At 38.5% G+C, this 21,501-nt stretch carries 25 protein-coding genes and 3 tRNA genes; 19 read left to right on the top strand and 9 right to left on the bottom strand.

The window, feature by feature from the left end; translation table 11 throughout:
- Positions 1 to 3 precede the first annotated feature (3 nt).
- Genes spoIIIAC through GMA13_RS03530 form a run of 6 tightly spaced genes read left to right on the top strand, consistent with a single transcriptional unit; the run spans position 4 to position 3,376 of the window.
- Entirely contained in the window at positions 4 to 198 is a 195-nt protein-coding gene (gene spoIIIAC / locus GMA13_RS03555) for a stage III sporulation protein AC (RefSeq protein ID WP_255882724.1), read from the top strand.
- Between the two features lie 2 nt (positions 199 to 200).
- Entirely contained in the window at positions 201 to 590 is a 390-nt protein-coding gene (locus tag GMA13_RS03550; protein ID WP_255882722.1) for a SpoIIIAC/SpoIIIAD family protein, read from the top strand.
- A gap of 11 nt (positions 591 to 601) precedes the next feature.
- Entirely contained in the window at positions 602 to 1,747 is a 1,146-nt protein-coding gene (locus GMA13_RS03545; protein ID WP_255882721.1) for a stage III sporulation protein AE, read from the top strand.
- A complete protein-coding gene (locus GMA13_RS03540; protein WP_255882720.1) occupies positions 1,748 to 2,224 on the top strand; it encodes a stage III sporulation protein AF in 477 nt (158 codons plus the stop codon). It abuts the gene before it with no gap.
- Between the two features lie 4 nt (positions 2,225 to 2,228).
- Positions 2,229 to 2,807 (top strand): hypothetical protein, encoded by a 579-nt coding sequence (locus tag GMA13_RS03535; RefSeq protein ID WP_255882719.1) that lies wholly within the window; start codon positions 2,229 to 2,231, stop codon positions 2,805 to 2,807.
- A gap of 14 nt (positions 2,808 to 2,821) precedes the next feature.
- Positions 2,822 to 3,376, top strand: a complete 555-nt coding sequence (locus tag GMA13_RS03530) for a SpoIIIAH-like family protein (RefSeq protein ID WP_255882718.1) — start codon at positions 2,822 to 2,824, stop codon at positions 3,374 to 3,376.
- Between the two features lie 102 nt (positions 3,377 to 3,478).
- On the opposite strand, the gene GMA13_RS03525 is transcribed toward GMA13_RS03530, so the two are convergent.
- The 4 genes from GMA13_RS03525 to coaBC form a co-directional block, all read right to left on the bottom strand.
- Positions 3,479 to 3,553: transfer RNA gene (locus GMA13_RS03525), tRNA-Gln, on the bottom strand.
- A 51-nt stretch (positions 3,554 to 3,604) separates the two neighbouring features.
- A tRNA-Lys gene (locus GMA13_RS03520) sits at positions 3,605 to 3,680 on the bottom strand.
- A gap of 3 nt (positions 3,681 to 3,683) precedes the next feature.
- A tRNA-His gene (locus GMA13_RS03515) sits at positions 3,684 to 3,760 on the bottom strand.
- A gap of 200 nt (positions 3,761 to 3,960) precedes the next feature.
- Positions 3,961 to 5,160, bottom strand: a complete 1,200-nt coding sequence (gene coaBC / locus GMA13_RS03510; RefSeq protein WP_255882717.1) for a bifunctional phosphopantothenoylcysteine decarboxylase/phosphopantothenate--cysteine ligase CoaBC — start codon at positions 5,158 to 5,160, stop codon at positions 3,961 to 3,963.
- Positions 5,161 to 5,353: 193 nt separating this feature from the next.
- Between coaBC and GMA13_RS03505 the strand changes: the two genes are divergently transcribed.
- Entirely contained in the window at positions 5,354 to 6,121 is a 768-nt protein-coding gene (locus GMA13_RS03505) for a type III pantothenate kinase (protein ID WP_255882716.1), read from the top strand.
- Positions 6,122 to 6,208: 87 nt separating this feature from the next.
- A complete protein-coding gene (locus GMA13_RS03500) occupies positions 6,209 to 7,069 on the top strand; it encodes an undecaprenyl-diphosphate phosphatase (protein ID WP_305119687.1) in 861 nt (286 codons plus the stop codon).
- Between the two features lie 76 nt (positions 7,070 to 7,145).
- On the opposite strand, the gene GMA13_RS03495 is transcribed toward GMA13_RS03500, so the two are convergent.
- Positions 7,146 to 7,973, bottom strand: a complete 828-nt coding sequence (locus GMA13_RS03495) for a deoxyribonuclease IV (protein ID WP_255882715.1) — start codon at positions 7,971 to 7,973, stop codon at positions 7,146 to 7,148.
- 118 nt (positions 7,974 to 8,091) lie between these two features.
- Here GMA13_RS03495 and GMA13_RS03490 point away from each other — a divergent pair, with 118 nt between their 5' ends.
- From GMA13_RS03490 to GMA13_RS03450, 9 genes are all read left to right on the top strand, one after another.
- On the top strand, positions 8,092 to 10,464 hold the full coding sequence (locus GMA13_RS03490) for an ABC transporter permease (RefSeq protein ID WP_255882714.1): 2,373 nt from the start codon (positions 8,092 to 8,094) through the stop codon (positions 10,462 to 10,464).
- Positions 10,465 to 10,489: 25 nt separating this feature from the next.
- Positions 10,490 to 11,257, top strand: coding sequence for an ABC transporter ATP-binding protein (locus tag GMA13_RS03485; RefSeq protein ID WP_255882713.1), 768 nt, complete (start codon positions 10,490 to 10,492; stop codon positions 11,255 to 11,257).
- 78 nt (positions 11,258 to 11,335) lie between these two features.
- Positions 11,336 to 12,016 (top strand): response regulator transcription factor, encoded by a 681-nt coding sequence (locus GMA13_RS03480; RefSeq protein WP_255882711.1) that lies wholly within the window; start codon positions 11,336 to 11,338, stop codon positions 12,014 to 12,016.
- A complete protein-coding gene (locus GMA13_RS03475) occupies positions 12,013 to 13,245 on the top strand; it encodes a HAMP domain-containing sensor histidine kinase (RefSeq protein WP_255882710.1) in 1,233 nt (410 codons plus the stop codon). Before GMA13_RS03480 ends, GMA13_RS03475 begins: the two co-directional genes overlap by 4 nt.
- 316 nt (positions 13,246 to 13,561) lie before the next feature.
- Complete coding sequence (locus GMA13_RS03470; RefSeq protein ID WP_255882709.1) at positions 13,562 to 13,999, top strand: LytTR family DNA-binding domain-containing protein; 438 nt, start codon at positions 13,562 to 13,564, stop codon at positions 13,997 to 13,999.
- A 29-nt stretch (positions 14,000 to 14,028) separates the two neighbouring features.
- Positions 14,029 to 14,460: a DUF3021 family protein gene (locus tag GMA13_RS03465; RefSeq protein WP_255882708.1), complete on the top strand. Its 432-nt coding sequence runs from the start codon at positions 14,029 to 14,031 to the stop codon at positions 14,458 to 14,460.
- Between the two features lie 3 nt (positions 14,461 to 14,463).
- Positions 14,464 to 15,378, top strand: coding sequence for an ABC transporter ATP-binding protein (locus GMA13_RS03460; protein WP_255882707.1), 915 nt, complete (start codon positions 14,464 to 14,466; stop codon positions 15,376 to 15,378).
- Positions 15,375 to 16,265: an ABC transporter permease gene (locus tag GMA13_RS03455; protein WP_255882706.1), complete on the top strand. Its 891-nt coding sequence runs from the start codon at positions 15,375 to 15,377 to the stop codon at positions 16,263 to 16,265. Before GMA13_RS03460 ends, GMA13_RS03455 begins: the two co-directional genes overlap by 4 nt.
- Before the next feature lie 24 nt (positions 16,266 to 16,289).
- Positions 16,290 to 16,979, top strand: coding sequence for a flavodoxin family protein (locus GMA13_RS03450; protein WP_255882705.1), 690 nt, complete (start codon positions 16,290 to 16,292; stop codon positions 16,977 to 16,979).
- Between the two features lie 142 nt (positions 16,980 to 17,121).
- Here GMA13_RS03450 and GMA13_RS03445 read toward each other — a convergent pair whose 3' ends face one another.
- From GMA13_RS03445 to GMA13_RS03430, 4 genes are all read right to left on the bottom strand, one after another.
- Positions 17,122 to 17,376 (bottom strand): hypothetical protein, encoded by a 255-nt coding sequence (locus tag GMA13_RS03445; RefSeq protein WP_255882704.1) that lies wholly within the window; start codon positions 17,374 to 17,376, stop codon positions 17,122 to 17,124.
- A 67-nt stretch (positions 17,377 to 17,443) separates the two neighbouring features.
- Entirely contained in the window at positions 17,444 to 18,652 is a 1,209-nt protein-coding gene (locus tag GMA13_RS03440; RefSeq protein WP_255882703.1) for a M56 family metallopeptidase, read from the bottom strand.
- Positions 18,653 to 18,677: 25 nt separating this feature from the next.
- On the bottom strand, positions 18,678 to 19,058 hold the full coding sequence (locus GMA13_RS03435; RefSeq protein WP_255882702.1) for a BlaI/MecI/CopY family transcriptional regulator: 381 nt from the start codon (positions 19,056 to 19,058) through the stop codon (positions 18,678 to 18,680).
- Positions 19,059 to 19,128: 70 nt separating this feature from the next.
- Positions 19,129 to 19,509 (bottom strand): BlaI/MecI/CopY family transcriptional regulator, encoded by a 381-nt coding sequence (locus GMA13_RS03430; protein ID WP_255882700.1) that lies wholly within the window; start codon positions 19,507 to 19,509, stop codon positions 19,129 to 19,131.
- Between the two features lie 224 nt (positions 19,510 to 19,733).
- Here GMA13_RS03430 and spoIIID point away from each other — a divergent pair, with 224 nt between their 5' ends.
- On the top strand, positions 19,734 to 19,988 hold the full coding sequence (gene spoIIID, locus GMA13_RS03425; protein WP_255882699.1) for a sporulation transcriptional regulator SpoIIID: 255 nt from the start codon (positions 19,734 to 19,736) through the stop codon (positions 19,986 to 19,988).
- Positions 19,989 to 20,109: 121 nt separating this feature from the next.
- Positions 20,110 to 21,480, top strand: coding sequence for an MATE family efflux transporter (locus GMA13_RS03420; protein ID WP_255882698.1), 1,371 nt, complete (start codon positions 20,110 to 20,112; stop codon positions 21,478 to 21,480).
- Positions 21,481 to 21,501: the final 21 nt, after the last annotated feature.

Below are 21,501 nucleotides of genomic sequence, written 5' to 3'. Positions count from 1 at the left end.
TTAATGAATGTTGATTTGATTTTTAAAATAGCGGCAATCGGAATAATTGTTGCCGTTTTGAACCAGGTACTTATTCGCTCCGGCAGAGAGGAGCAGGCTATGATGACTACGCTTGCGGGCCTTATCGTTGTTTTGCTCATGGTGGTATACGAAATAAGCGGACTTTTCACAACTATAAAAACCCTGTTTGGTCTTTAAATATGGACATTTTTGTAATTTGTATTTTAGCGGCAGTTGCGGCTGTATTTGTTGTTCTGCTTAAAAAGTATAATCCTGAAATAGCAATGCTTACTGCTTTAATAACAGGAATTATTATTTTATCTGTCCTCCTTACATCAATGTCACCGGCTATTGACCTAATTAAACGGCTTTCAGACCTTATAGGTGACGCAGGCAAGAATGTTGCAATACTGCTTAAGTCAATCGGAATATGCTATATCTGTCAGTTCAGCGCAGATTCTTGCCGTGATGCCGGACAGGGAGCATTGGCAGGTAAGGTTGAATTAGCGGGTAAAATCGCCGTGGTGCTTTTGTGTTTACCGCTGCTCGAAGAAATAATAAATTATGCCGTCAATATTATAGGCGGATAACGGTGTTGAAAATGAAAAGAATTTTAATTTTTGTTTTTTCGCTTCTGATTGTCGCTGCAAGCATAACATCTGCTAATGCAGCGGAAATAAGCGAGGATTTGCAGGATTATTACAGTTCACAGCTTGAGCAAAGCGGAGCGGATGACCTGTATTATAGCCTCTCTGATGAAGCGAAGAATACTTTGCAAGATATTGGTATAGATTCTCCTGATTGGCGGCAGCTTAATAATTTAAGCGTCGGTTCACTTTTGCTTGAAATACTTAATTTGCTCGGGCAAAGCTCCTTTCAGCCAATTGCTTGTATGCTCGCCGTATTAGGAATAATAATCTTCTGTGCGCTTTCTGACTGCCTTAAAGGTACAGGAGGGTTGTCACCACTTGACGGTACTGCTTCTATAATAACAGCGCTGTGTCTTTGCTCAGTAATTGTATTTCCTGTTGCCGATACTCTCTCAGTCGGTGTAACAGCAATACAAAACGGAGCTGCCTTTATGCTTTTATACGTTCCGATAATGGCAGGAATACTTGTCGCCTCCGGAAGCTCAATCACCGGTGCATCCTACTATACAACGGTCATGGCATCAGGAGAGGTAATTTCTCAAATAGGTTCAAAGCTGCTCTCGCCAATACTTAATATGCTGCTCGGAATTACAGTTGTATCCTCGCTGTGCAGCAAAATAAAGCTTAACGGAATAATCAGCCTTGCACATTCAGCGTTTAAGTGGGTTATTTCGTTTATGATGTCAATTTTTGTGTCGGTTATTTCTCTTCAAAGCTTTATCGGGACCGCAGCTGACAATACGGGTATTAAGGCGGCAAAGTTTGCAATAAGCTCCTTTGTACCGGTTGTGGGCGGTGCTTTGAGTGATGCGTTTTTGACGGTGCAAGGTAGCCTGAAGCTTCTTAAATCGGGTGTCGGAGTGTTTGCTATTCTCGGAACAACTGCACTTTATCTGCCTGCAATACTGAAATGTGTAGTTTGGCTATTTACAATAAGCTGTTGCGCCGCATTTGCCGAGGTCTTTTCACTTGGTGCACCACAAGCACTTTTATGTGGTGTAAAAAAGGTAGTAACTCTGCTTCTTGTGCTTTTACTATGCTGTATGACTGTTATGATAATTTCAACTGCAATATTGTTGATACTGGGAGGTTCGTAAATGAGTGAAGTTATAGTTTGGGCATGCTCAATCTGCGCAGGTGCAGCCGTATGTCTGATTTGCGAGATGCTTTTGCCGAACGGTGGAATATCAAAAATTGTCAGGTTTGCAGTCGGTATTTTTATGGTAGCCATCATTATCCTTCCGCTCGGTGGGATTGTAAGTGCTGTAACAAGTGAAATAAACAGCATAAACATAAAAGAGAAAAGCTTTAACGAGCTTGAGGAAAAAGCGCAGTCAAACGGAACTTCCCTTGCAATGGAAAAGGTTAAAGCTCTTGTTGCGCAGCAGCTTAAAAGTATCGGCGTCACACCGAATAAAATTGAGATAAAAACAGATAGTGACAAATTAACCGACATAAAAGGGATAGAATCTGTAATATATATAAGTGAAGAGGACAGGGGGCAAGGCTTTAAAATTAAAAACACAATAAAAAACAACCTTGGTCTTGACTGTAAGGTTTTGGTCGGAGGGTAATAAAATGAATGACGAGAAAAAAACGGAGATAAAGTCAAAGCTTTCTATTCTTTTTAAGGATGATAAAATCAAAAAGATTATTATTGCTCTTTGTATCGGCGGAATGATATTGATTTTTTTATCTACATTTTTCAGCGGCTCAAAAGGGAGCAGTAATGATAATGCAAATGAAAAGACTGTAGGTCATTCATACACCGACCTCGGCGAATATAAAACGAAAATGGAAGCTGACCTATCAAAAATCATTTCAAAAATAGATGGAGTTGGCAATGCCGAGGTGTTCTTAACGCTTGATAACGGCAGTGAAAATGTATATGCCGTCAACAAAAAGCAAAGCTCAACTTCCAAAGCTTCGTCTGAGGGCACCGATGAAAGCATAGAAACTCAGTATTTCTCTGTGCGAAGGTCAGATGGCAGCGAGGACGGAATGTTGCTTAAGGTAATAGAACCGGATGTAAGGGGAGTGTTAGTTGTGTGCAGCGGTGCAGACAGCTCAACTGTTAGTGAGCGTGTTCTTGAAGCCGTTACAAAGGCTTTAAACATATCATCGGCAAGGGTTTGCATAACAAAATTATCACAATAAACGGAGGATTTAAAATGAAAATCGGAAAAAGACAAATAATTCTCGCATCGCTTGTTTTAGCGCTTGGTGCAGCTGTGTACTTGAATTGGCAGTTATCTGACAATAACCTTGTAAAGGCGAATGCAGACGAAGTAATTGGGCAGGCTCAGCTTGTTAACAACCAAACCGACAAGCCTGTTTCTGACAAAGAAAGCGGTGATAAAGCTAATGAAAGTAAATCAACGGACGAATACTTCGCAGATGTTCGCACCAATCGTCAAAAGGTGCAGGATGAAACTGTGGATTTGGCAAAAGAAGTGTTAGAAGCCGCTTCAAGCGACGAAGCAGCAAAGATACAGGCGGTAAAAGATGCATCTCAGATAGCAAACATATATCAGCAGCAGAGTAATATTGAAGGTTTGATAAAAGCTAAGGGATTTTCTGACTGTGTTGTTTTTATTCAGAATTCTGAATGTAGTGTTGTACTGAAAAAAGCTGAGATGAACGACGAAACAAACATCGTAATTAAGGATATTGTAAACGGACAATCCGGAATAGAGGTTGACAGAATAAAGATAACCGGAGTGTAAAAAAAGTGGTATGGCAAGGCATAAAGCCTTAGTCATACCGCTATTCAATATATTTTATAAAGTGAAAGCTGAGGCTTACTTAAAGAGTTCCTCAGCTTTCAGTGGCTGGGCTAGCTGGATTCGGACCAGCGAATGACGGAGTCAAAGTCCGTTGCCTTACCGCTTGGCTATAGCCCAATATTAAGTTTAACAAATATGAGGGAAAGGTAAAACCGTTCCCTCATATCGTGGTGACCCATCGGAGATTCGAACTCCGGACACCTTGATTAAAAGTCAAGTGCTCTGCCAACTGAGCTAATGAGTCATATGGGGTGGATAGTCGGATTCGAACCGACGGTCTCCAGTGCCACAAACTGGCGCTTTAACCAACTAAGCTATACCCACCATATATGTCAAGGCGAAAAGAAACGGGATAACCTTCATTCCTTAACGCCTTAAGTATTATAGCTGTTTTGGGTCTATTTGTCAATACTTTTTTTAAATTATTCGTGCTTCTTTAAAAAAATCAGACTGTGATTTCAATAATCTGCCAACATTCGTCAAGAATAAAACTTTTAATAATAGCAATTATCCGTAGTTTCAGCTCACTTATTTGTCTTAATTTTAATAATCTCATCAAGCAGTTTGTTTGCGCACTCAAACTTGCTCATAAGTTCAAGCTGTGTTTCGCCGTCACTTGTTATTAGCGTTAAAACATTAGTGTCCTTTTCAAAGCCTGCGCCTGCAACCTTAACATTATTAGCTGCAATAATATCTATATTCTTTGCTTTAAGCTTTTTTCTTGCATTTTCAAGCATATTTTCGGTTTCCATTGCAAAGCCGCAGATAACCTGACCGTCACGCTTATGCTCACCAATATATTTTAAAATATCCTTTGTCCTTTTCAGAGCAATGCTCATATCACTGTCTGACTTTTTAATTTTTTGATCGCTCACGGATTGCGGCGTGTAGTCGGCTACTGCTGCTGCCTTCACGATAATGTCCTGTTCACTTGCTTTTGAAGTAACTGCGGTAAACATATCCTCGGCTGTTGTTACATTTACCGTTTCAACAAAGGGGACAGGCTCAAGCGCACATTTGCCGCTTACAAGAGTAACCTCAGCACCTCTTAGCATAGCCGCTTTTGCTATTGCATATCCCATTTTACCTGAAGAATGGTTTGTTATATATCTTACCGGGTCAATCGGCTCAATAGTAGGCCCTGCAGTGACGAGAAGCTTTAATCCCTTTAAGTCCTTGTCGCACGCAAGCTCACGCTCAACATAAGAGTAAAGCTCTTGTGGCTCCGGCATTTTGCCTGCTCCAACAGTTCTGCACGCAAGGATGCCTGAGTTCGGCTCAATTATAGTATAACCGAATTTCTTAAGCTTTTCTATATTATCCTGAACAATAGCATTTTGATACATATTTGTGTTCATTGCAGGCGCAATTGCAACAGGACATTTGCAAGCCATTACAGTGGTTGTCAGCATATCGTCAGCTATACCGTTTGCAATTTTGCCTATTACATTGGCTGTTGCAGGAGCTATAAGCATATAGTCCGCCTTAGTTGCAAGGGAAATGTGCTTTATCTCAAATGGGTGGTTTCTGTCAAAGGTATCTACAATACATTTGTTTGATGTCAACGCCTCAAAGGTGTCCTCTGTTATAAACTTGGTCGCATTTTCAGTCATAATTACGTGAACATCACAGCCCTGCTTTATTAGCAGACGTGCAAGATTCGGTATTTTATAAGCGGCTATTCCGCCGCTTACTCCTAAAATAACGGTTTTATTTTTAAACATAGTAATTTCCTTTCGCATTACGCTTAATAAGATTGTTTAAATATATTATAGCAATGACTGTATAAAATTGTAAAGAAAATTATACATAAAACTTGCCTTTTTCTTTATTATAGTGCATAATATAAAGGCTTAATTGATTCGGCTTTAGAATGTCGCATTGATAATTTTTTTCAACGCCAAAAAGGGTGATATAATGATATTGGTAATTGATGTAGGAAATACAAATATTGTTCTCGGCTGTATTGAAAATGATAATAAAATTGTTTACGAGGCAAGAGTTGCCACAGATCATGGAAAAACAGAGTATCAGTATGCCGTAGAATTTAAAAGTCTTTTGGAAATCGGCGGAATTGACGTTAATCAAATCAGCGGCGCTATTATGTCATCTGTTGTGCCTCCTCTTGCGTTAATAGTAAAGAAAGCCGTGAACTTTATATCGGGCGTAACACCCCTTATAGTTGGTCCGGGGCTTAAAACGGGACTTAATATACTCCTTGACAATCCGGCTCAGCTCGGCAGTGACCAGGTTGTTGATGCAATAGCTGCGCTTAACGAGTATAAGCCGCCTATTATTATTTTTGATATGGGCACTGCCACGACTGTTTCGGTAATAGATAAGAACAAAAACTACCTTGGCGGTATGATAATACCAGGCGTTAAGATTTCACAGGATGCGCTTACATCACGCACATCTCAGCTGCCGAAGATTAGCATTGAAGCTCCGAAAAAAAATATCGGCAAAAACACTATTGATTGTATGAAAAGCGGCGCAATATTTGCTAATGCGGCAATGGTTGACGGCGTTGTTGACAGAATAGAGGACGAACTTGGCTATTCAACAACTGTTATTGCAACAGGCGGTTTGTCAGGCAGCATAATTCCGTTTTGCAAGCGTAATATTATCGTAGATAATGATTTGCTCATTAAGGGACTGAAAATCCTCTATGATAAAAATAATTGATTATGTGAAATTGTTGGGACTGCAGCAAATATCATTTTGTCAGGTTTCCGGTAAATAAAAATTTAGTTTGTAAAGGCAGGTATAAAAATGGATTTTATTGAACTGCTTAAGGTAATCTTTCAGGGAATAATTGAAGGTATTACCGAGTGGCTCCCGATTAGCAGCACAGGTCATATGCTGTTGGTTGACGAATTTATGAAAATGGATATGACGGAAGCGTTCAAGGATATGTTCCTTGTGGTAATTCAATTTGGCGCAATATTAGCTGTTATCGTAATTTTTTGGAAACAACTTTGGCCAATAAAGCTGCAAAAGTTAAAGCGCTCTTCCGGCCATGCTCTTGTTATTGAACGCAGCATATTAAGTATGTGGGCAAAGGTAATTGTAGGCTGTCTTCCGGCGGCTGTGATCGGATTTTTATTCGATGATATTATTACCCGGTATCTCTATGCGCCGTACGTTATTGCTGCAATGCTGATAATTTACGGTATAGGCTTTATTGTTATTGAAACATGGAACAAAAAGCGAACGCCCAAGTTCAATTCTATAAATGAGATTACATATCAAAGCGTGCTGATTATCGGCGCTTTTCAGGCTCTGGCTATGATTCCCGGTACATCACGTTCCGGTGCAACAATTATCGGTGCACTTTTGCTCGGTATTTCAAGAACTACCGCAGCTGAATATACATTCTTTCTTGCTATTCCGACTATGCTCGGCGCAAGCGGTTTTAAGTTATTAAAGTATTTCCTGAATACGGGGTTTGGCTTTACAAGCAGCGAGATTATTGCTTTAGTAGTTGGAATGACAGTAGCATTTATTGTTTCGGTTATTGTAATAAAATTCCTTATGAGTTACATCAAAAAGCACGATTTCAAGATCTTCGGCTGGTATAGAATAGCACTCGGCGTTATTGTTCTTTGTCTGTTGCCGATACTTTCCAATTAAATATAAAATATATAAGGGAACACAGCAAGGTTTAATTAACATAAAAGCTGTGCTCCCTTTTGTTATACTATGAATGTTATTTGTAAAGGCTTCTCAGGGTTTTTATTTCATCGGCGTAGCCGTCAAGCTCGTTAGGCGTTTCAAGGAAGAACGGCAGAGCCTTAAGCATAGGGTGATTAATTATCCTCTTAAATGCGTCAAGACCTATGCCGCCCAAGCCGATTTTTTGGTGCCTGTCCTTATGGCATCCGAGATAATTCATACTATCATTCAAATGAATTGCTTTCAGTCTGTCAATACCAATGATTCTGTCAAATTCATAAAGAACCTCGTCAAGCCGGTTTACAATGTCATAGCCTGCGTCGAATACATGGCAGGTGTCAAGGCACACTCCAAGCTTGTCCTTAAGCCTGGTATTGTCAATTATCGCCTTTAGCTCCTCAAATCTCGACCCAACCTCACTTCCTTTTCCTGCCATTGTTTCAAGCAGAACTGTTGTGCTCATATCCTCATACAATACAGCATTGAGCTGTGTGCTGATAAGCTCAATTCCTTTGTCAATTCCCTGACCAACATGACTTCCCGGATGGAAGTTGTATAAATTCCCGGGAAGATATTCCATTCTTTTTAAGTCATCAATCATGGTTTGGAGTGCAAATTCTCGTGTCTTGTCATCTTTTGAGCATGGGTTCAGCGTGTAAGGTGCGTGAGCAAGTATCAAACCGAAGTTGTTTTCGTTCATAAGCTTTTTTAGCTCCGATACATCCCTCTCGTCAATCTCCTTTGCTCGTCCTCCTCTCGGATTCCTTGTGAAAAATTGAAATGTGTTTGCGCCTATTGAAATCGCTTGCCTGCCCATAGCGGCAAAGCCCTTAGACACTGATAAATGACAGCCTATAACCATAAAATCATTCCTAACTTGTTTTTATATATTTTACCGCAAACTTAAAAAAAATTAAAGAGATTTAATGATTATTTAATAAATTAAGCCGTATAATCATCTCAACGAAGGAGGTAATCAAATGTACTTAAGTATTCTGAAACGTGATTTAAAGCGCAAGAAAACTATGAATATTATTCTGCTGCTGTTCATTATTCTCGCATCAACTTTCATCTCAAGTAGCATCAATAATATGCTGTCAGTCAGTACAGCGCTTGATACTTACTTTGAAAAAGCAGGAGTGCCTGACTATCTTGCAGTTACAAGAGTATTCAATGGGGAAGATCCGATTATTGAAACAATTGACGAAATTAAATCAATTGAGTACTACGAAATTGAGCCGCTGATTTTTCTTAATTCAAACAATATTTATTATAAAGGAGAAAAGCTTGATACACAGGCTTCTTGCATTTTGCAGCCGTTTAACAAAATTTGCCTTAATATATTTGATGAAAGCAATCAAGTTGTTAAAGGCGTAGATAAGGGTAAAGTTTTGCTATCAAATAAATTGATAAGTAAAAATAATATATCAATCGGTGATAGAATTACGTTCAAAATCGGCAGTGTTTCAAAAAGTCTTGAGGTTTGCGGAAGCATAAAGGACGCAGTGTTTGGTTCTGATATGATGGGTCTGGCTCGTTTCATTGTAAACCAAAGTGACTATAATGAGCTAATTGAAGATGAAAAATATTCTTCAATGTACAGAGGCAATCTGTGTGACATTTATACTGACGATACTTCGGCAATAAAAGCTAAGCTCAGTGAGCAGGACAGCGGTATTATTTTTAATTGTGACAAAAGCACAATAAAAAGCGCTTATATTATGGATCTTGTTATAGCAGCAACATTGCTTGTTATGAGCATTTGTCTTATTCTGATTGCATTTCTTGTTTTACGATTTACAATTTACTTTTCAATGGCTGAGGAATACCGTGAAATCGGTGTTATGAAGGCAATTGGAATTAAAAATATAAAAATTCGTTGTTTGTATATGGTCAAGTATCTTGCACTTGCGATTATCGGTTCAGTTATCGGATTATTTATAAGTGTTCCTTTTGGCAATATGATGCTTGACAGCGTGTCTCAGACAATAGTAATGGGAATAGACAGCGGATATCTGATAAATATAACCTGCTCTCTTGGTGTTATAGCTATAATTTTACTATTCTGCTTTCTATGCACCGGAAAGATGAAAAAATTCACGCCGGTTGACGCAATCCGCAACGGCTCAACAGGTGAACGATTTAAGAAAAAAGGATTACTTAAGCTCAGCAAAAGTAAGTTGAAGCCCTCGTCATTTATAGCTGCAAACGATATTCTCAGCAGTCCGGGTCGGTTTGCAACTGTTATTCTTACCTTCACACTTTGTCTGTCAATGATTTTGATTTTAGTAAACACCGCAAATACGCTTAAAAGTAATCAGATTATACCTTCCTTCGGTATTACCAAAAGTGATGTATATATGAGTGATATTTCAAAACAGATGTCATATATGGTTGAAAACGGCGAGGAAAAGCTTGAAAAGGATATTTATGAAATGGAGAAAACGCTAAAAAATAACGGTATGCCTGCAAAATGTTCTTTTGAAACAATTTTTCATATTACTCTCACCCACGGAGATAAAAAATGCAAGTCGCCTGTATATCAGGGCTTCGGAACTACAACAGACCAATATACTTATTGTGAGGGTACAGCCCCGAAAAACAAAAACGAAATTGCATTGACAAAAAAGATAGCCGATGAGCTTGACGCTGAAATCGGCGACACAATAACATTAAGACAGCTTGAAGGCGAAAAGAAATATATTATTACAGCTATATTTCAAAGTATGATGAATATGGGCGAGGCTGTACGCATACACGAATCGGTTGACATTGATTATATCCAGTCATCAGGCTCCTTAGCGTATCAGATTAACTTCACTGATAATCCGAGTGATGCGGAAATTATAAATCGAGTTGAAAAAATCAAAACGCTTTACTCGACCGATAACGTATATAATGCTGATGAGTATATAGATTCAATTGTAGGTGTCAGTGAAATGATTGACGGCGTTAGAATGTTGGTAATGATTGTTGTTTTAATTGTAACAGCTTTAGTGACAATGCTGATGGAACGTTCGTTTATCGCAAAGGAGCGTGGTGAAATATCACTATTAAAGGCGATTGGATTCCGAAATAGTGCTATTATAAAATGGCACACACTAAGATTTGTAATAGTAGCCACTGTTTGCGCAATAATTTCTTTGCTTTTAATGATACCGTTAACAAACCTTGCAGTCGGACCGATTTTCAGTATGATGGGAGCATTATACGGCGTCGATTATGCCATTAAACCGCTTGAAGTTTGTGTTATCTATCCGCTTCTGTTAATAGGAGTAACACTTATAAGCGCACTTTTAACAGCTCAGTATATAAGAACTATATCGGCGTCCGAATGCTCTGAAACAGAATGATGTATAGAAAGGTAGGAGGAAACTTATGAGAAACGTACTTGAAGTAAATAATCTTTGCAAAACATATATAACAAACAAACGTCAGAACAATGTACTCAAAAATGTGAACTTTAAAGTTGAGCAGGGTGAAATGGTAGCTATAATGGGACCGTCAGGGTCAGGCAAATCAACTTTGCTATATACTGTGTCGGGTATGGATAAGGCAACAGCGGGCGAGGTTGTGTTTGACGGCAGGAATATAGCCTCACTGAAATCAAGCGAGCTTGCCTCAATTCGGCTTGATGAAATGGGCTTTATCTTTCAGCAGATGTATATGCTTAAAAATCTTTCTGTCCTTGACAATATTGTTTTGCCTGCCTGCCAATCAAAGAAAAACATGCTTTCTAAAAAAGAAAAGGTTGAATACGGTATGTCGCTTATGCGTAAGCTCGGCATTATTGAAATAGCAGATAATGATATAAACGAGGTTTCCGGTGGTCAGCTTCAGCGTGCCTGCATTTGCAGAAGTATGATAAACAAGCCGCAGATGATTTTCGCAGATGAGCCTACCGGTGCGTTAAACCGCACAAGCTCAGACGAGGTTATGGAGGAGCTAAGAAAAATCAACGCCGACGGTACAACAATTATGCTTGTAACCCACGATGTAAAGGTTGCCGCAAAATGCACAAGAGTAATGTATATAGTTGACGGCAACATCAAAGGCGAGTATAATTTTGATAGGTATAAATCCGAAAACGAGCTTAGGCAACGTGAGCGCAGTCTGAACAACTGGCTTATGGAAATGGGCTGGTAAATATATGCTTAAATAAGCTGTGCATTTGGCAATGAGCTATACTGCACAGCTTATTGGAATATAACAGGAGGATTTGTTGTGACAGATATACTCGTTGTTGAGGATAACGCCGAAATGGGCGGGTTGCTTTGCGACTTTTTAAAAAATGAGAATTACTCCGTTGTGCTGTGTGAAAGCGCAGAGGATGCTTTGCGTCACTTTGAAAGAGAAGGCGCAAGGCTTGTTGTGCTCGATGTAATGCTGCCAAAAGTTGACGGCTTAACAGTTTGCAGAAAAATACGTGAGTCCTCGAACACACCGATAATTATTGTCAGTGCTAAAACCGCAAAGGACGACAAGCTTGCAGGGTTGCTTCTTGGAGCGGATGACTATATCGAAAAGCCTTATGACATTGACATTCTGCTTGCAAAAATCAGAGGAATATTTAAGCGCAGATACCAAAGCGAAAGCATAACGGACGGTAATTTACGTCTTGATAAGTCAAAGAGAGTTGTATTTAAGGATAATAAGTTAATAGAAATGACTCAAAAGGAATTTGACTTGCTCGCTCTGCTTATGGAAAATTCCGGACAAACACTCAGCAAAGATATGCTTTTCAATAAGATATGGGGATTCGACAGCTTCAGTGAACCTCAGACCTTAACTGTACATATAAAATGGTTAAGGCAGAAGATAGAGGACGAGCCTAAAAATCCCAAGCGAATTGTAACTGTGTGGGGAATAGGCTACCGTTATGAGCGGGAGGGCGAGCAATTTTGAAAGGCTTTAAAGTTGTGCTTGCCGCTGTTATATCTGTAATTATCGCTGTGTTTGTGGCGGTTAATATATTGTTTCTTTCACAGAGCAACGATGAAAGCGGCAGACCGTACCGAGTTGAAGCAAGCCGAATTGAACAAGCTATACTAAATGGTGAAAGCTTTGATTTGTCCGAGTATAATTACATAACAGCCGTTGAAGTGCTTGACGAGAATAATAAATCCTCCTTTTATAATACTGACAGCGATTTTCTGATAAAAGAAATTGACGGCTCAGTCTATCGATTTGAATATAAATTTAACAATGATAATAGCAATATGCTTGTGCTTATTAATATTGCTCTTACTATAATGGCAGTTGTAGTAATTGTTATTTTATTTTATATATACTTCAAAATGGTCAAGCCGTTTAATACATTGTGCGAGGTTCCGTTTGAACTAGCCAAGGGGAATCTTACAATTGCGCTTAAGGAAAATAAAAACAGATTCTTCGGCAGGTTTGTTTGGGGACTTGACCTGTTGCGTGAAAAGCTTGAGCAACAAAAAACGCAGGAGCTTGCGCTTCAAAAGGATAAGAAAACACTTGTACTTTCGCTTTCTCATGACATAAAAACGCCGCTTGGCATAATAGAGCTGTACGCAAAAGCACTTGAAAAAAATTTGTATAAAGAAGAGGAAAAGAAAAACAAGATTGCCGCAAGCATAAGCGGAAAGTGCGATGAAATCAGGGGCTATGTTGATGAAATAATAAAGGCGTCTAACGAGGACTTTCTCAACCTCTCGGTGAATAACGGCGAGTTCTATTTATCAGCAATGATAAACGAAATAAAACGCTTTTATTCTGACAAGCTTGACTTGCTAAAAATTGAATTCATTGTAAATAAATACTGTGATTGTCTGCTAAAGGGCGATATTGACCGTGGCGTTGAGGTGCTGCAAAATATAATAGAAAATGCGGTTAAGTACGGTGACGGAAAGAGTATTTCACTGTCATTTGCCCATGAGGAGGACTGTATTATTGTATCCGTATCAAATACAGGCTCACAGCTATCTGACAGTGAGCTTACCCACATATTTGACAGCTTTTGGCGTGGTTCAAATGTCGGCTCAAACACCGGCAGCGGACTTGGACTGTATATATGCCGTAGACTTATGAAAAAAATGGATGGAGATATTTTTGCCGAATGTAAAGATAAAATTATGACGGTTTCAGCTGTGTTCAGAATGGTGTAGCAATACTAATTCGTATAATAATAACGTAATGCTACTTAATGCTATGCTGACCAAACGTAATGTTTTTTACCATTCCTTTCGACGTCGTATATGGTAATACAACAAACTTAAACATTATTATAATTTAAGTTTTTTATATTGACTATTATTATGCCAGTTTTTACGCCGCAAGTATTACTTGCGGCGCATTTTGTTAGGTGATAAACCGCTTTCAGCAGCTTATATGCATCTTACCAAAGAATTTTAACAGCTTGCAAATTTTGTATTTACATATTAATTTCAATGCGTTATTCTAATTATCGAGGAGGATAAAGATATGAGAATTTCGATTGAAGAAATCGACAATGATATTGAAGAGGAAATCATTATCCGTTGTCATAATATCAACTCTAATACTGTGAAGATGCTTCAGGAGCTAAAGACATCAAATAAGGGCATAATCGGTTATAAGGAAAAAACGATACACAGACTGAGCTTTGACGAGATTTATTACTTCGAAGTTGTTGAAAATAAGTCTTTTATATATTGCAAAGATGATGTTTATGACAGCAGACTGAAGCTATATGAATTTGAAGAGCTTAGTCGTGGTACAAACCTTTTTCGTGCGGCAAAATCAATGATAATCAACGCAGATAAAATTGACTACATAACGCCGTCCATTTCCGGTCGCTTTGAAGCAACCTTGTTAAACGGTGAAAAGGCTGTGGTATCTCGGCAGTATGTAAGCGAGCTTAAAAAGCGTATGGGTATTTAACGAGCCGACAATGAAAGGAGAATGATACTATGAATAAAAACGAATGGATTCGAACTTTGATATTGCACTTTTTTATTATATACACAGGAACAATGTTTGCAACACTTGCAATTGTGAGTTCAACAGACCCGACAACACAAATTCCGATTTCATATTTGTGGCAGGCCGGTCTGTTTTCACTGGCGGCTGATTTAACAACGCTTGTGTATTATTCAAAAAATGAATTGAGTAGAAAGCAGCATTGGATACGCACCGTAATTCACACTGTATTGATTGAAATAGTTCTAATGACTATGGGTTATTTCATTGGAATGTACCGGGGCTTTATCGGCGGCTGTGTTATGGTTGCAGTCATTCTTTTGGTTGACGTGTTTGTGCGGTTTTCAAGCTATTTGATTGACCGAAAAACTGCAGACGAAATAAATGAAAAACTCAGACATCGCAGAGAGGAGAGAAAGTGAGCAATGAGCAATATTATTGAAATAAGCAATTTGAGCAAAAGCTTTGGCGAGGTTAAGGCAGTTCAGGATTTAAGCTTCAAGGTTAAGAGGGGAGAGCTTTTCGCTTTTTTAGGACTTAACGGAGCAGGAAAAAGTACGACAATCTCTATTATGTGCGGTCAACTAAAAAAGGACAGTGGTAAGATTGTGGTTGACGGAGCAGACCTTGACAAAAGTGTTGACAAAATTAAAAGTGAATTGGGCGTAGTTTTTCAGAACTCAGTGCTTGATAAGTCGCTGTCAGTTTATGACAACCTCAAAAGCCGTGCGGCACTTTACGGTATATCAGGAAATGCGTTTAAGGATAGATTAAATGAACTTTCAGAGCTTTTGGAATTCAACGGAATTTTAAAGAGACAGGTTGGCAAACTATCGGGCGGTCAGCGCAGAAGAATTGACATTGCTCGTGCGCTTCTTCATAAGCCTAAAATTCTTATCCTGGACGAACCGACAACAGGTCTTGATCCACAGACAAGAAAAACAGTTTGGAACGTTGTTTCACAGCTACGCCATCAGGAAAATATGACTGTATTCCTAACAACTCACTATATGGAGGAAGCTGCCGACGCTGATTATGTTATTATACTCGACAGTGGCAAAATATCGGCACAGGGTACACCCTTGCAGCTTAAGAATACATACACAGGCGATTTCATAACTCTATACTCTATTACTGAGGAGCAGGTAAGTCTGCTTGACAAACCGTACGAAGTAATCCGAGACGCTTATCGAATTGCTGTACCGTCTACCGCTGATGCGACCAAATTAATCACTAAATATCCCGATATATTCACAGACTTTGAAATAACAAAGGGTAAAATGGACGACGTTTTCCTTGCCGTTACGGGAAAAAGACTTACAGGAGGCGAAACAAAATGAGTTCACTATCAGCACTTATTCGCAGAAACACAAAGCTGTTTTTTAAAGATAAGGGTATGTTTTTTACATCTCTGATTACACCGATTATATTGCTTGTGTTGTATGCAACTTTCTTAGCAAATGTCTTTCGCTCAAGCTTTGTTGATGCACTTCCAAAGGGCTTTAATGTGTCCGATGGGGTTATTGATGGTCTTGTAGGCAGTCAGCTTATTTCGTCATTGTTGGCTGTTTGCTGTGTAACAGTAGCGTTTATGTCAAATATGCTTATGGTTCAGGACAAGGTTACAGGCGCATTGAGTGATTTGACAATTACTCCTGTTAAACGCTCGACTCTTGCATTAGGTTACTACATTTCAACCGCTGTTTCAACATTGATAATTTGCTTCATTGCTGTGGGAGCCGGCTTAATTTATCTTGCTAATGTTGGCTGGTATATGAGCGTATCTGATATCCCCTTAATATTTATTGACGTGTTCCTGCTTGTAATGTTTGGCACAGCACTTTCAAGTATAATAAACTTCTTTTTATCATCGCAGGGTCAGATTTCTGCAGTCGGAACGATTATAAGTGCGGGCTATGGATTTATCTGCGGCGCTTATATGCCGATTTCAAGCTTCAGTGAGGGTCTGCAAAATGTGTTGTCGTTCCTTCCGGGAACATATGGCACTGCTCTTATACGCAACCACACAATGAATGGCGTATTTAATGAACTTTCAGACATAGGCTTCCCGTCAGAAGTTATTGAGAACATAAAAGATGGCATTGACTGCAACATATATTTCTTCGGAGACAAGGTAGAGGAGAGCACAATGTATCTGATTTTAGGCGGATCTGTTGTTGCTTTGGTTGCTATATATATTATTATTAATGTATTAAAACGTAAATGAAAATGAATCAAGGAGGTAATTTAAATGAAGGTTCTTGTTTTTAACGGCTCACCAAAAAGAAAAGGGAGCGACACCATGCATATGACTCGTGCTTTTCTTGATGGTATGGAGAGTGAAAATAAATTTGACATAAGAATTATAGATGTAATAGGGAAGAACATCGAATTTTGCAGAGGATGCTTTGTTTGCAAGCGTAACGGTGGGACCTGCGTAATTAAGGACGATATGAGAGAAATCCTTGATGAAATATTGCAATCAGATATAATTATATGGAGCTTCCCGCTATATTGCTATGGTATGCCGGCGCACTTAAAGGCTCTTGTTGACAGAACGATGCCGCTTTCGTCAATGGCTATGGCTAAGGTTGGCGAACATTATGAGCATATCAGTGAGCATGATTTTTCTAAAACACGCTACATTATGATTTGCGGCTGCGGCTTTCCAAGCGGTAAAAACAACTTTGAGGCAATGACAGCTCAGTTTAAACTGATGTTTGGCGAGGAACGCTCAACTGTTATAACTGTGCCTGAATCTCCAATGTTCAATGTGAAAGAAGCAGAGCCGGTGACTAAGCCTTTCTTGGAGATTATGAAAGAGGCAGGTCATGAATATGCTGTGAACGGTGAAATCTCAGCAGATACTTGGGGACGTATAAACACGCCAATGATTCCGGAGGAAATCTATACTCAGCTTGCAAACAGTGTGAACGCTTAATTGGAAATTGTATATATAAAACGAAAGCCGCAATAAGGTTTACAATGACCTTATTGCGGCTTTCACCTTTGACTGAATAAATGTAATATTAGTACAATACTAATAATTGTGTACTATATTCACACTTGCGTGCAAAAAAAAATTAAACATTTATCCAAGCCTTATCAACCCATATACGTTTTGTTGCATTCCATCTTCTTTTTTGGAGAACACCGAAATATTTTCTATATTTCCAATAAATCTGATCACCTTGTGGCTCATCACCCGGCTTTATTGCAGTTACTGTTATTGTTTCTTCCTCGGCGTTAGCTGTTTCTGCTGCTGAGGCAATAACTGCGCTTGAAAGAAGAGTTAAGGCACACAAAACAAATGCAACTGTTTTCTTAATCGATTTCATTCTTATCACCTCCTTTAATTAATTTCCAGTCAGCAGAGTAAAAATATTCTACTCTGCTGACTTTCACTCATTCTTTTATTGGATAACAATCATACAAACCCTCTTGAAACTCCTCTTTTGAAACATATATCGGTTCATCGGATTCAGAAAAATAGAACAAATAACTGCCGTCAGATTGCGGAACAAGATATGAATTTGTAGAGTCGGAAATAATGCAACCATCATCACCGTCCATATACGCTTCAGTTGGAACAACGCTTCCTCCGTTTGGCTGCCAAATAAATATGTAAGATAATGCAAGAACTATTATACAAAAAACAGCAAGTGCAATATTAACAAGTTTACCGAATTCTTTTCGATTATCGGTTTCAAGTATATAATTGAAGCGTTCAAGTGCAAAATCAGCGTCACTTGCAACAGCAAACTCTGAACTTACAAACGAGCATTTCACAGACAAAGTGTTTTTTATCTCTTTATTTGTGCTCTCTTTCATACATTTGAGGATAGTGGTAAGATAGTCTGTTTTCTTCTGCATATCATAATCACGGGTTGTCGCATAATCGCACTTAATCTCAAGCTTTTGTGAAAGATTGTACTTAAGCAAATATACAAACGGATTCCACCAAAAGATACAGCAGTAAATCTCTGTAAGAAGCTTTATGAAAAGGTCACCGTTCTTTTGGTGGTTAATCTCATGTTTGAGAACGAAACTTAATTCATCATCAGAGAAATCGTTGCATGGAAGAAGAATAACCGGTTTAACAACTCCGAAAGTCATCGGATTGATGTTTTCATCAATAACCTTAAGCTCAGCTTTTCGATTAAAACCTACTTCTGATTTTGCTTTATCAAATGCCTTTTGTTCTCTTGGTGTGACAAGATTAGTATAGCTTTTTATAAGCTTTATAAAGCGATGGTATTTTAATGCCTGCCTAAGCAAGAGAATTGCGGTACCAACTAACAGTAGTATCGCAAATAAATCAACATATCTTATACTGTTAATAGGGTCAAAGTTGCTTGTTCTTGTGTCAATAATCGGAGAAAATAAGAAATCTGAAAAGATAGGGTAAACCACCGGGTCGTTTATGATTATAACATTGGCAGGAAATTCAATCGGAACAGCAAGCCTGATAATTGAGGCAATATATAAGAAAATAATGCTGGTAAGACCGATGTGCCTGTCAATTTTTCTGTTTTTGGTAAAAAAGTGAATCACTAAAATAATTATGCTACTGGTTATTAGTGACATAACCATTGAATAAAGTGAGATATCCATAATACATCAAATAGGTACTAAAAAATCAAGCTTCAAGCTCTTTTTCTCTGTCTTTAATTATTCTCTCAAGCTCACAAATAACCTCAAGACTGTCTGTCTGAGCAATTAAAGCAGACACAATCTTTGGAATATCACTATCGTTATATCCGTGAAGAGATGTGAACTGGTTTACGGAATAATCCTCTTTTGTAAGCTTAGCTGAAAATGTGCGTGCATAGTTCTTTGTTGTTTTTACAAATCCGGAAACTTCTATCATGTCCTTTTCTATCAAAGAATTGATCAAAAGATGCACATAACTCTTTTTCCAAGTTCTATTAACTGATAAATCGATAATCTGGGTGCTTGTAAGTGGCTTGTTCTCTTTCCACATAAGCTCCATAATTTCGAGTTCACTCTTGGTTAACAATAAAATCACTCGCTTTCAAAATCATTCAGTTGTACTGCATAATAAGATAAAAACTAAAAAGACTTAAAAATTACTTTTGAAGCTCTATTTTCTTCGCTTCAATCATATCTTCAAGCTGTTTAATCAAGGCAGGGTCATCTGTCTTTTTGATTAGAGCAGATAACATTTTCGGAATATCGCTCTGCTGAAAGCTTCGCATACTTGTATATCTGTTAACAGAGTATTCCTCTTTGCTCATCTTAGCTTTAAAGGTACGTGCGTAATTCTTAGTTGTTTTGATAAACCCTACAATCTCAATCATTTCTTTGTCAAGAAGCGAGTTAATCAATAAATGTACATAGCTTTTTTTCCATGATCTGTTTACAGACATATCAATAATTTGTGAGCTTGTCAGCGGCTCGTCCTCCTGCCACAAAAGCTCCATGATTTCGAGTTCGCTTTTTGTTAACATAGAAAATCCCCCTATAATATTTTCACACTTTATATTATACTCGTTGATTAGGATAATGTCAATGGAAAAAATATAAATATTAGTAGATTTTTGTAGCATTTTATTTATATATCAAGAATTATTCATTATTATGACTATACGGGCCACTCAAAATTAAAAAGTAATATTGCTCCGCTTTAATAACATATATATTAGCTAAAGACTTATATAGGGAGGAGCAGCGTATGAAAGGAATAGTTGAAGAACGTGCTGTTGAGCTTGGAGAATACATAATAGAAAACGGAGCAACAGTTCGCAGTACTGCAAAAAAGTTTGGAGTAAGCAAGAGTACAGTTCACAAGGATGTCAGCCAAAGGCTAAAGGGCGTTGATCCCGGTCTTTACATTGAGGTTAAAAATATTCTTGAAATAAACAAGGCACAAAGGCATATCAGAGGAGGGTTGGCAACTCGAAAAAAATATAAGCAAACTATGAAATGAAATCATATATAACTCATAAATCTTCATAATACAGCAAATTAATCCTGACACTTATTTGACAAATTATAACTGCGGAATTATACTAAATTCAGCATAGATTTGTTTGGAAGAGGGGTTAAAAGTGATTACGGACTTAACAAAGGGGAGTCCTGCAAAAATATTATGGAGCTTTTCAATGCCAATGCTTTTAAGCAGTGTTTTTCAACAGCTTTATAATATGGCGGACAGTATTGTTGCAGGTAATTTTGCCGGTGAAAATGCTTTGGCGGCAGTAGGAGCTTCTTTTCCTGTTACTATGATATTTGTGGCTATTGCTATGGGCGGCTCTGTTGGCTGTAATGTAGTAATTTCACGGTACTTTGGCGGTAAGGATTATCGCAATATGCGCCTTGCAATAAACACGTCATTTATTTCTTTTGTAGTCTTAAGTCTTATACTGACCGTTTTTGGGCTCATCTTTTGCGACTCTGTTATTGCCTTGCTTAACACTCCTGAAAATATTTTTGCCGACAGCAGCGTATATCTTAAAGTATACATAACCGGGCTTATATTTCTTTTTGTATATAATATCTGCAACGCAATTTTTACCGCACTTGGTGACTCCAAAACGCCGCTGTATTTTCTTATTGCGTCATCACTTGGCAACATTGCTCTTGACGTGCTGTTTGTCGCTTCCTTTGGCCTTGGAGTTTTGGGTGTTGCATGGGCAACATTTGTGGCTCAAGGCGTTGCTTCTGTCTTAGCTTTTTTTGTTCTGCTAAGGCGCCTTTCAAAACTTAAAGCTGATAATAAAGAAAAAGCACCCATTTTCTCTTTTTCAATGCTCTCGCATATTAGCCGCATTGCAATCCCCAGTATTATTCAGCAAAGCTTTGTGTCAGTTGGAAACATATTTATTCAGAGCTTGATAAACGGCTTTGGTTCCGCAACAGTAGCAGGTTACTCTGCGGCTGTAAAAATCAACACATTCTGTATAACATGCTTTACCTCAATGTCAAACGGATTGTCAAGCTATACGTCTCAGAATATAGGCGGAAAGAAGCTTAAAAGGGTAATCTTAGGGTATAAAAGTGCGCTTGTTATGGCGCTGAGCTTTTGCGCAGTAGTAACCGTTGTTTCTCTTACATTCAGAGATTCTCTTGTTGGCTTGTTTATGAATTCGCCAAGTGACGTTGCTATTCAAACCGGCTCAAGTTTTATAATTATTACTTCACCGTTCTACTTCTCAGTAGCCGCTAAGCTCACCACTGATGCTGTGCTTAAAGGTGGCGGCGCAATGGCAAGCTTTATGACAACAACATTTTCTGACCTTATTATCAGGGTCATTATGGCGTTTATACTCTCGCCCTTTTTCGGTATATACGGAATTTGGTGGAGCTGGCCTGTTGGCTGGATAATTTCAGCGACAATTTCAATTGTGTTCTACCTAAGAGGAAATTGGCGACCGAAGTACGCACGTAATTTAAAGCTCAGACACTTGACCGACAGCTGAAATTAAAGGAGTTACCATAAA

Origin of the sequence: Ruminococcus sp. zg-924 (assembly GCF_024433635.1) — a bacterium.
Lineage (GTDB): Bacteria > Bacillota > Clostridia > Oscillospirales > Acutalibacteraceae > UBA7067.
This window is presented reverse-complemented; position numbering and strand designations above follow the sequence as displayed.

Bases quoted from the DNA above. Each gene is read 5' to 3' on its own strand.
- spoIIIAC (WP_255882724.1), top strand. From the start codon at position 4: ATGAATGTTGATTTGATTTTTAAAATAGCGGCAATCGGAATAATTGTT.
- GMA13_RS03540 (WP_255882720.1), top strand. From the start codon at position 1,748: ATGAGTGAAGTTATAGTTTGGGCATGCTCAATCTGCGCAGGTGCAGCC.
- GMA13_RS03485 (WP_255882713.1), top strand. From the start codon at position 10,490: ATGAGAAACGTACTTGAAGTAAATAATCTTTGCAAAACATATATAACA.
- GMA13_RS03530 (WP_255882718.1), top strand. From the start codon at position 2,822: ATGAAAATCGGAAAAAGACAAATAATTCTCGCATCGCTTGTTTTAGCG.
- GMA13_RS03445 (WP_255882704.1), bottom strand. From the start codon at position 17,376: ATGAAATCGATTAAGAAAACAGTTGCATTTGTTTTGTGTGCCTTAACT.
- GMA13_RS03460 (WP_255882707.1), top strand. From the start codon at position 14,464: ATGAGCAATATTATTGAAATAAGCAATTTGAGCAAAAGCTTTGGCGAG.
- GMA13_RS03430 (WP_255882700.1), bottom strand. From the start codon at position 19,509: ATGTTAACAAAAAGCGAACTCGAAATCATGGAGCTTTTGTGGCAGGAG.
- GMA13_RS03535 (WP_255882719.1), top strand. From the start codon at position 2,229: ATGAATGACGAGAAAAAAACGGAGATAAAGTCAAAGCTTTCTATTCTT.
- GMA13_RS03495 (WP_255882715.1), bottom strand. From the start codon at position 7,973: ATGGTTATAGGCTGTCATTTATCAGTGTCTAAGGGCTTTGCCGCTATG.
- GMA13_RS03455 (WP_255882706.1), top strand. From the start codon at position 15,375: ATGAGTTCACTATCAGCACTTATTCGCAGAAACACAAAGCTGTTTTTT.
- GMA13_RS03470 (WP_255882709.1), top strand. From the start codon at position 13,562: ATGAGAATTTCGATTGAAGAAATCGACAATGATATTGAAGAGGAAATC.
- GMA13_RS03440 (WP_255882703.1), bottom strand. From the start codon at position 18,652: ATGGATATCTCACTTTATTCAATGGTTATGTCACTAATAACCAGTAGC.
- GMA13_RS03550 (WP_255882722.1), top strand. From the start codon at position 201: ATGGACATTTTTGTAATTTGTATTTTAGCGGCAGTTGCGGCTGTATTT.
- spoIIID (WP_255882699.1), top strand. From the start codon at position 19,734: ATGAAAGGAATAGTTGAAGAACGTGCTGTTGAGCTTGGAGAATACATA.
- GMA13_RS03505 (WP_255882716.1), top strand. From the start codon at position 5,354: ATGATATTGGTAATTGATGTAGGAAATACAAATATTGTTCTCGGCTGT.
- GMA13_RS03465 (WP_255882708.1), top strand. From the start codon at position 14,029: ATGAATAAAAACGAATGGATTCGAACTTTGATATTGCACTTTTTTATT.
- GMA13_RS03500 (WP_305119687.1), top strand. From the start codon at position 6,209: ATGGATTTTATTGAACTGCTTAAGGTAATCTTTCAGGGAATAATTGAA.
- coaBC (WP_255882717.1), bottom strand. From the start codon at position 5,160: ATGTTTAAAAATAAAACCGTTATTTTAGGAGTAAGCGGCGGAATAGCC.
- GMA13_RS03545 (WP_255882721.1), top strand. From the start codon at position 602: ATGAAAAGAATTTTAATTTTTGTTTTTTCGCTTCTGATTGTCGCTGCA.
- GMA13_RS03450 (WP_255882705.1), top strand. From the start codon at position 16,290: ATGAAGGTTCTTGTTTTTAACGGCTCACCAAAAAGAAAAGGGAGCGAC.
- GMA13_RS03490 (WP_255882714.1), top strand. From the start codon at position 8,092: ATGTACTTAAGTATTCTGAAACGTGATTTAAAGCGCAAGAAAACTATG.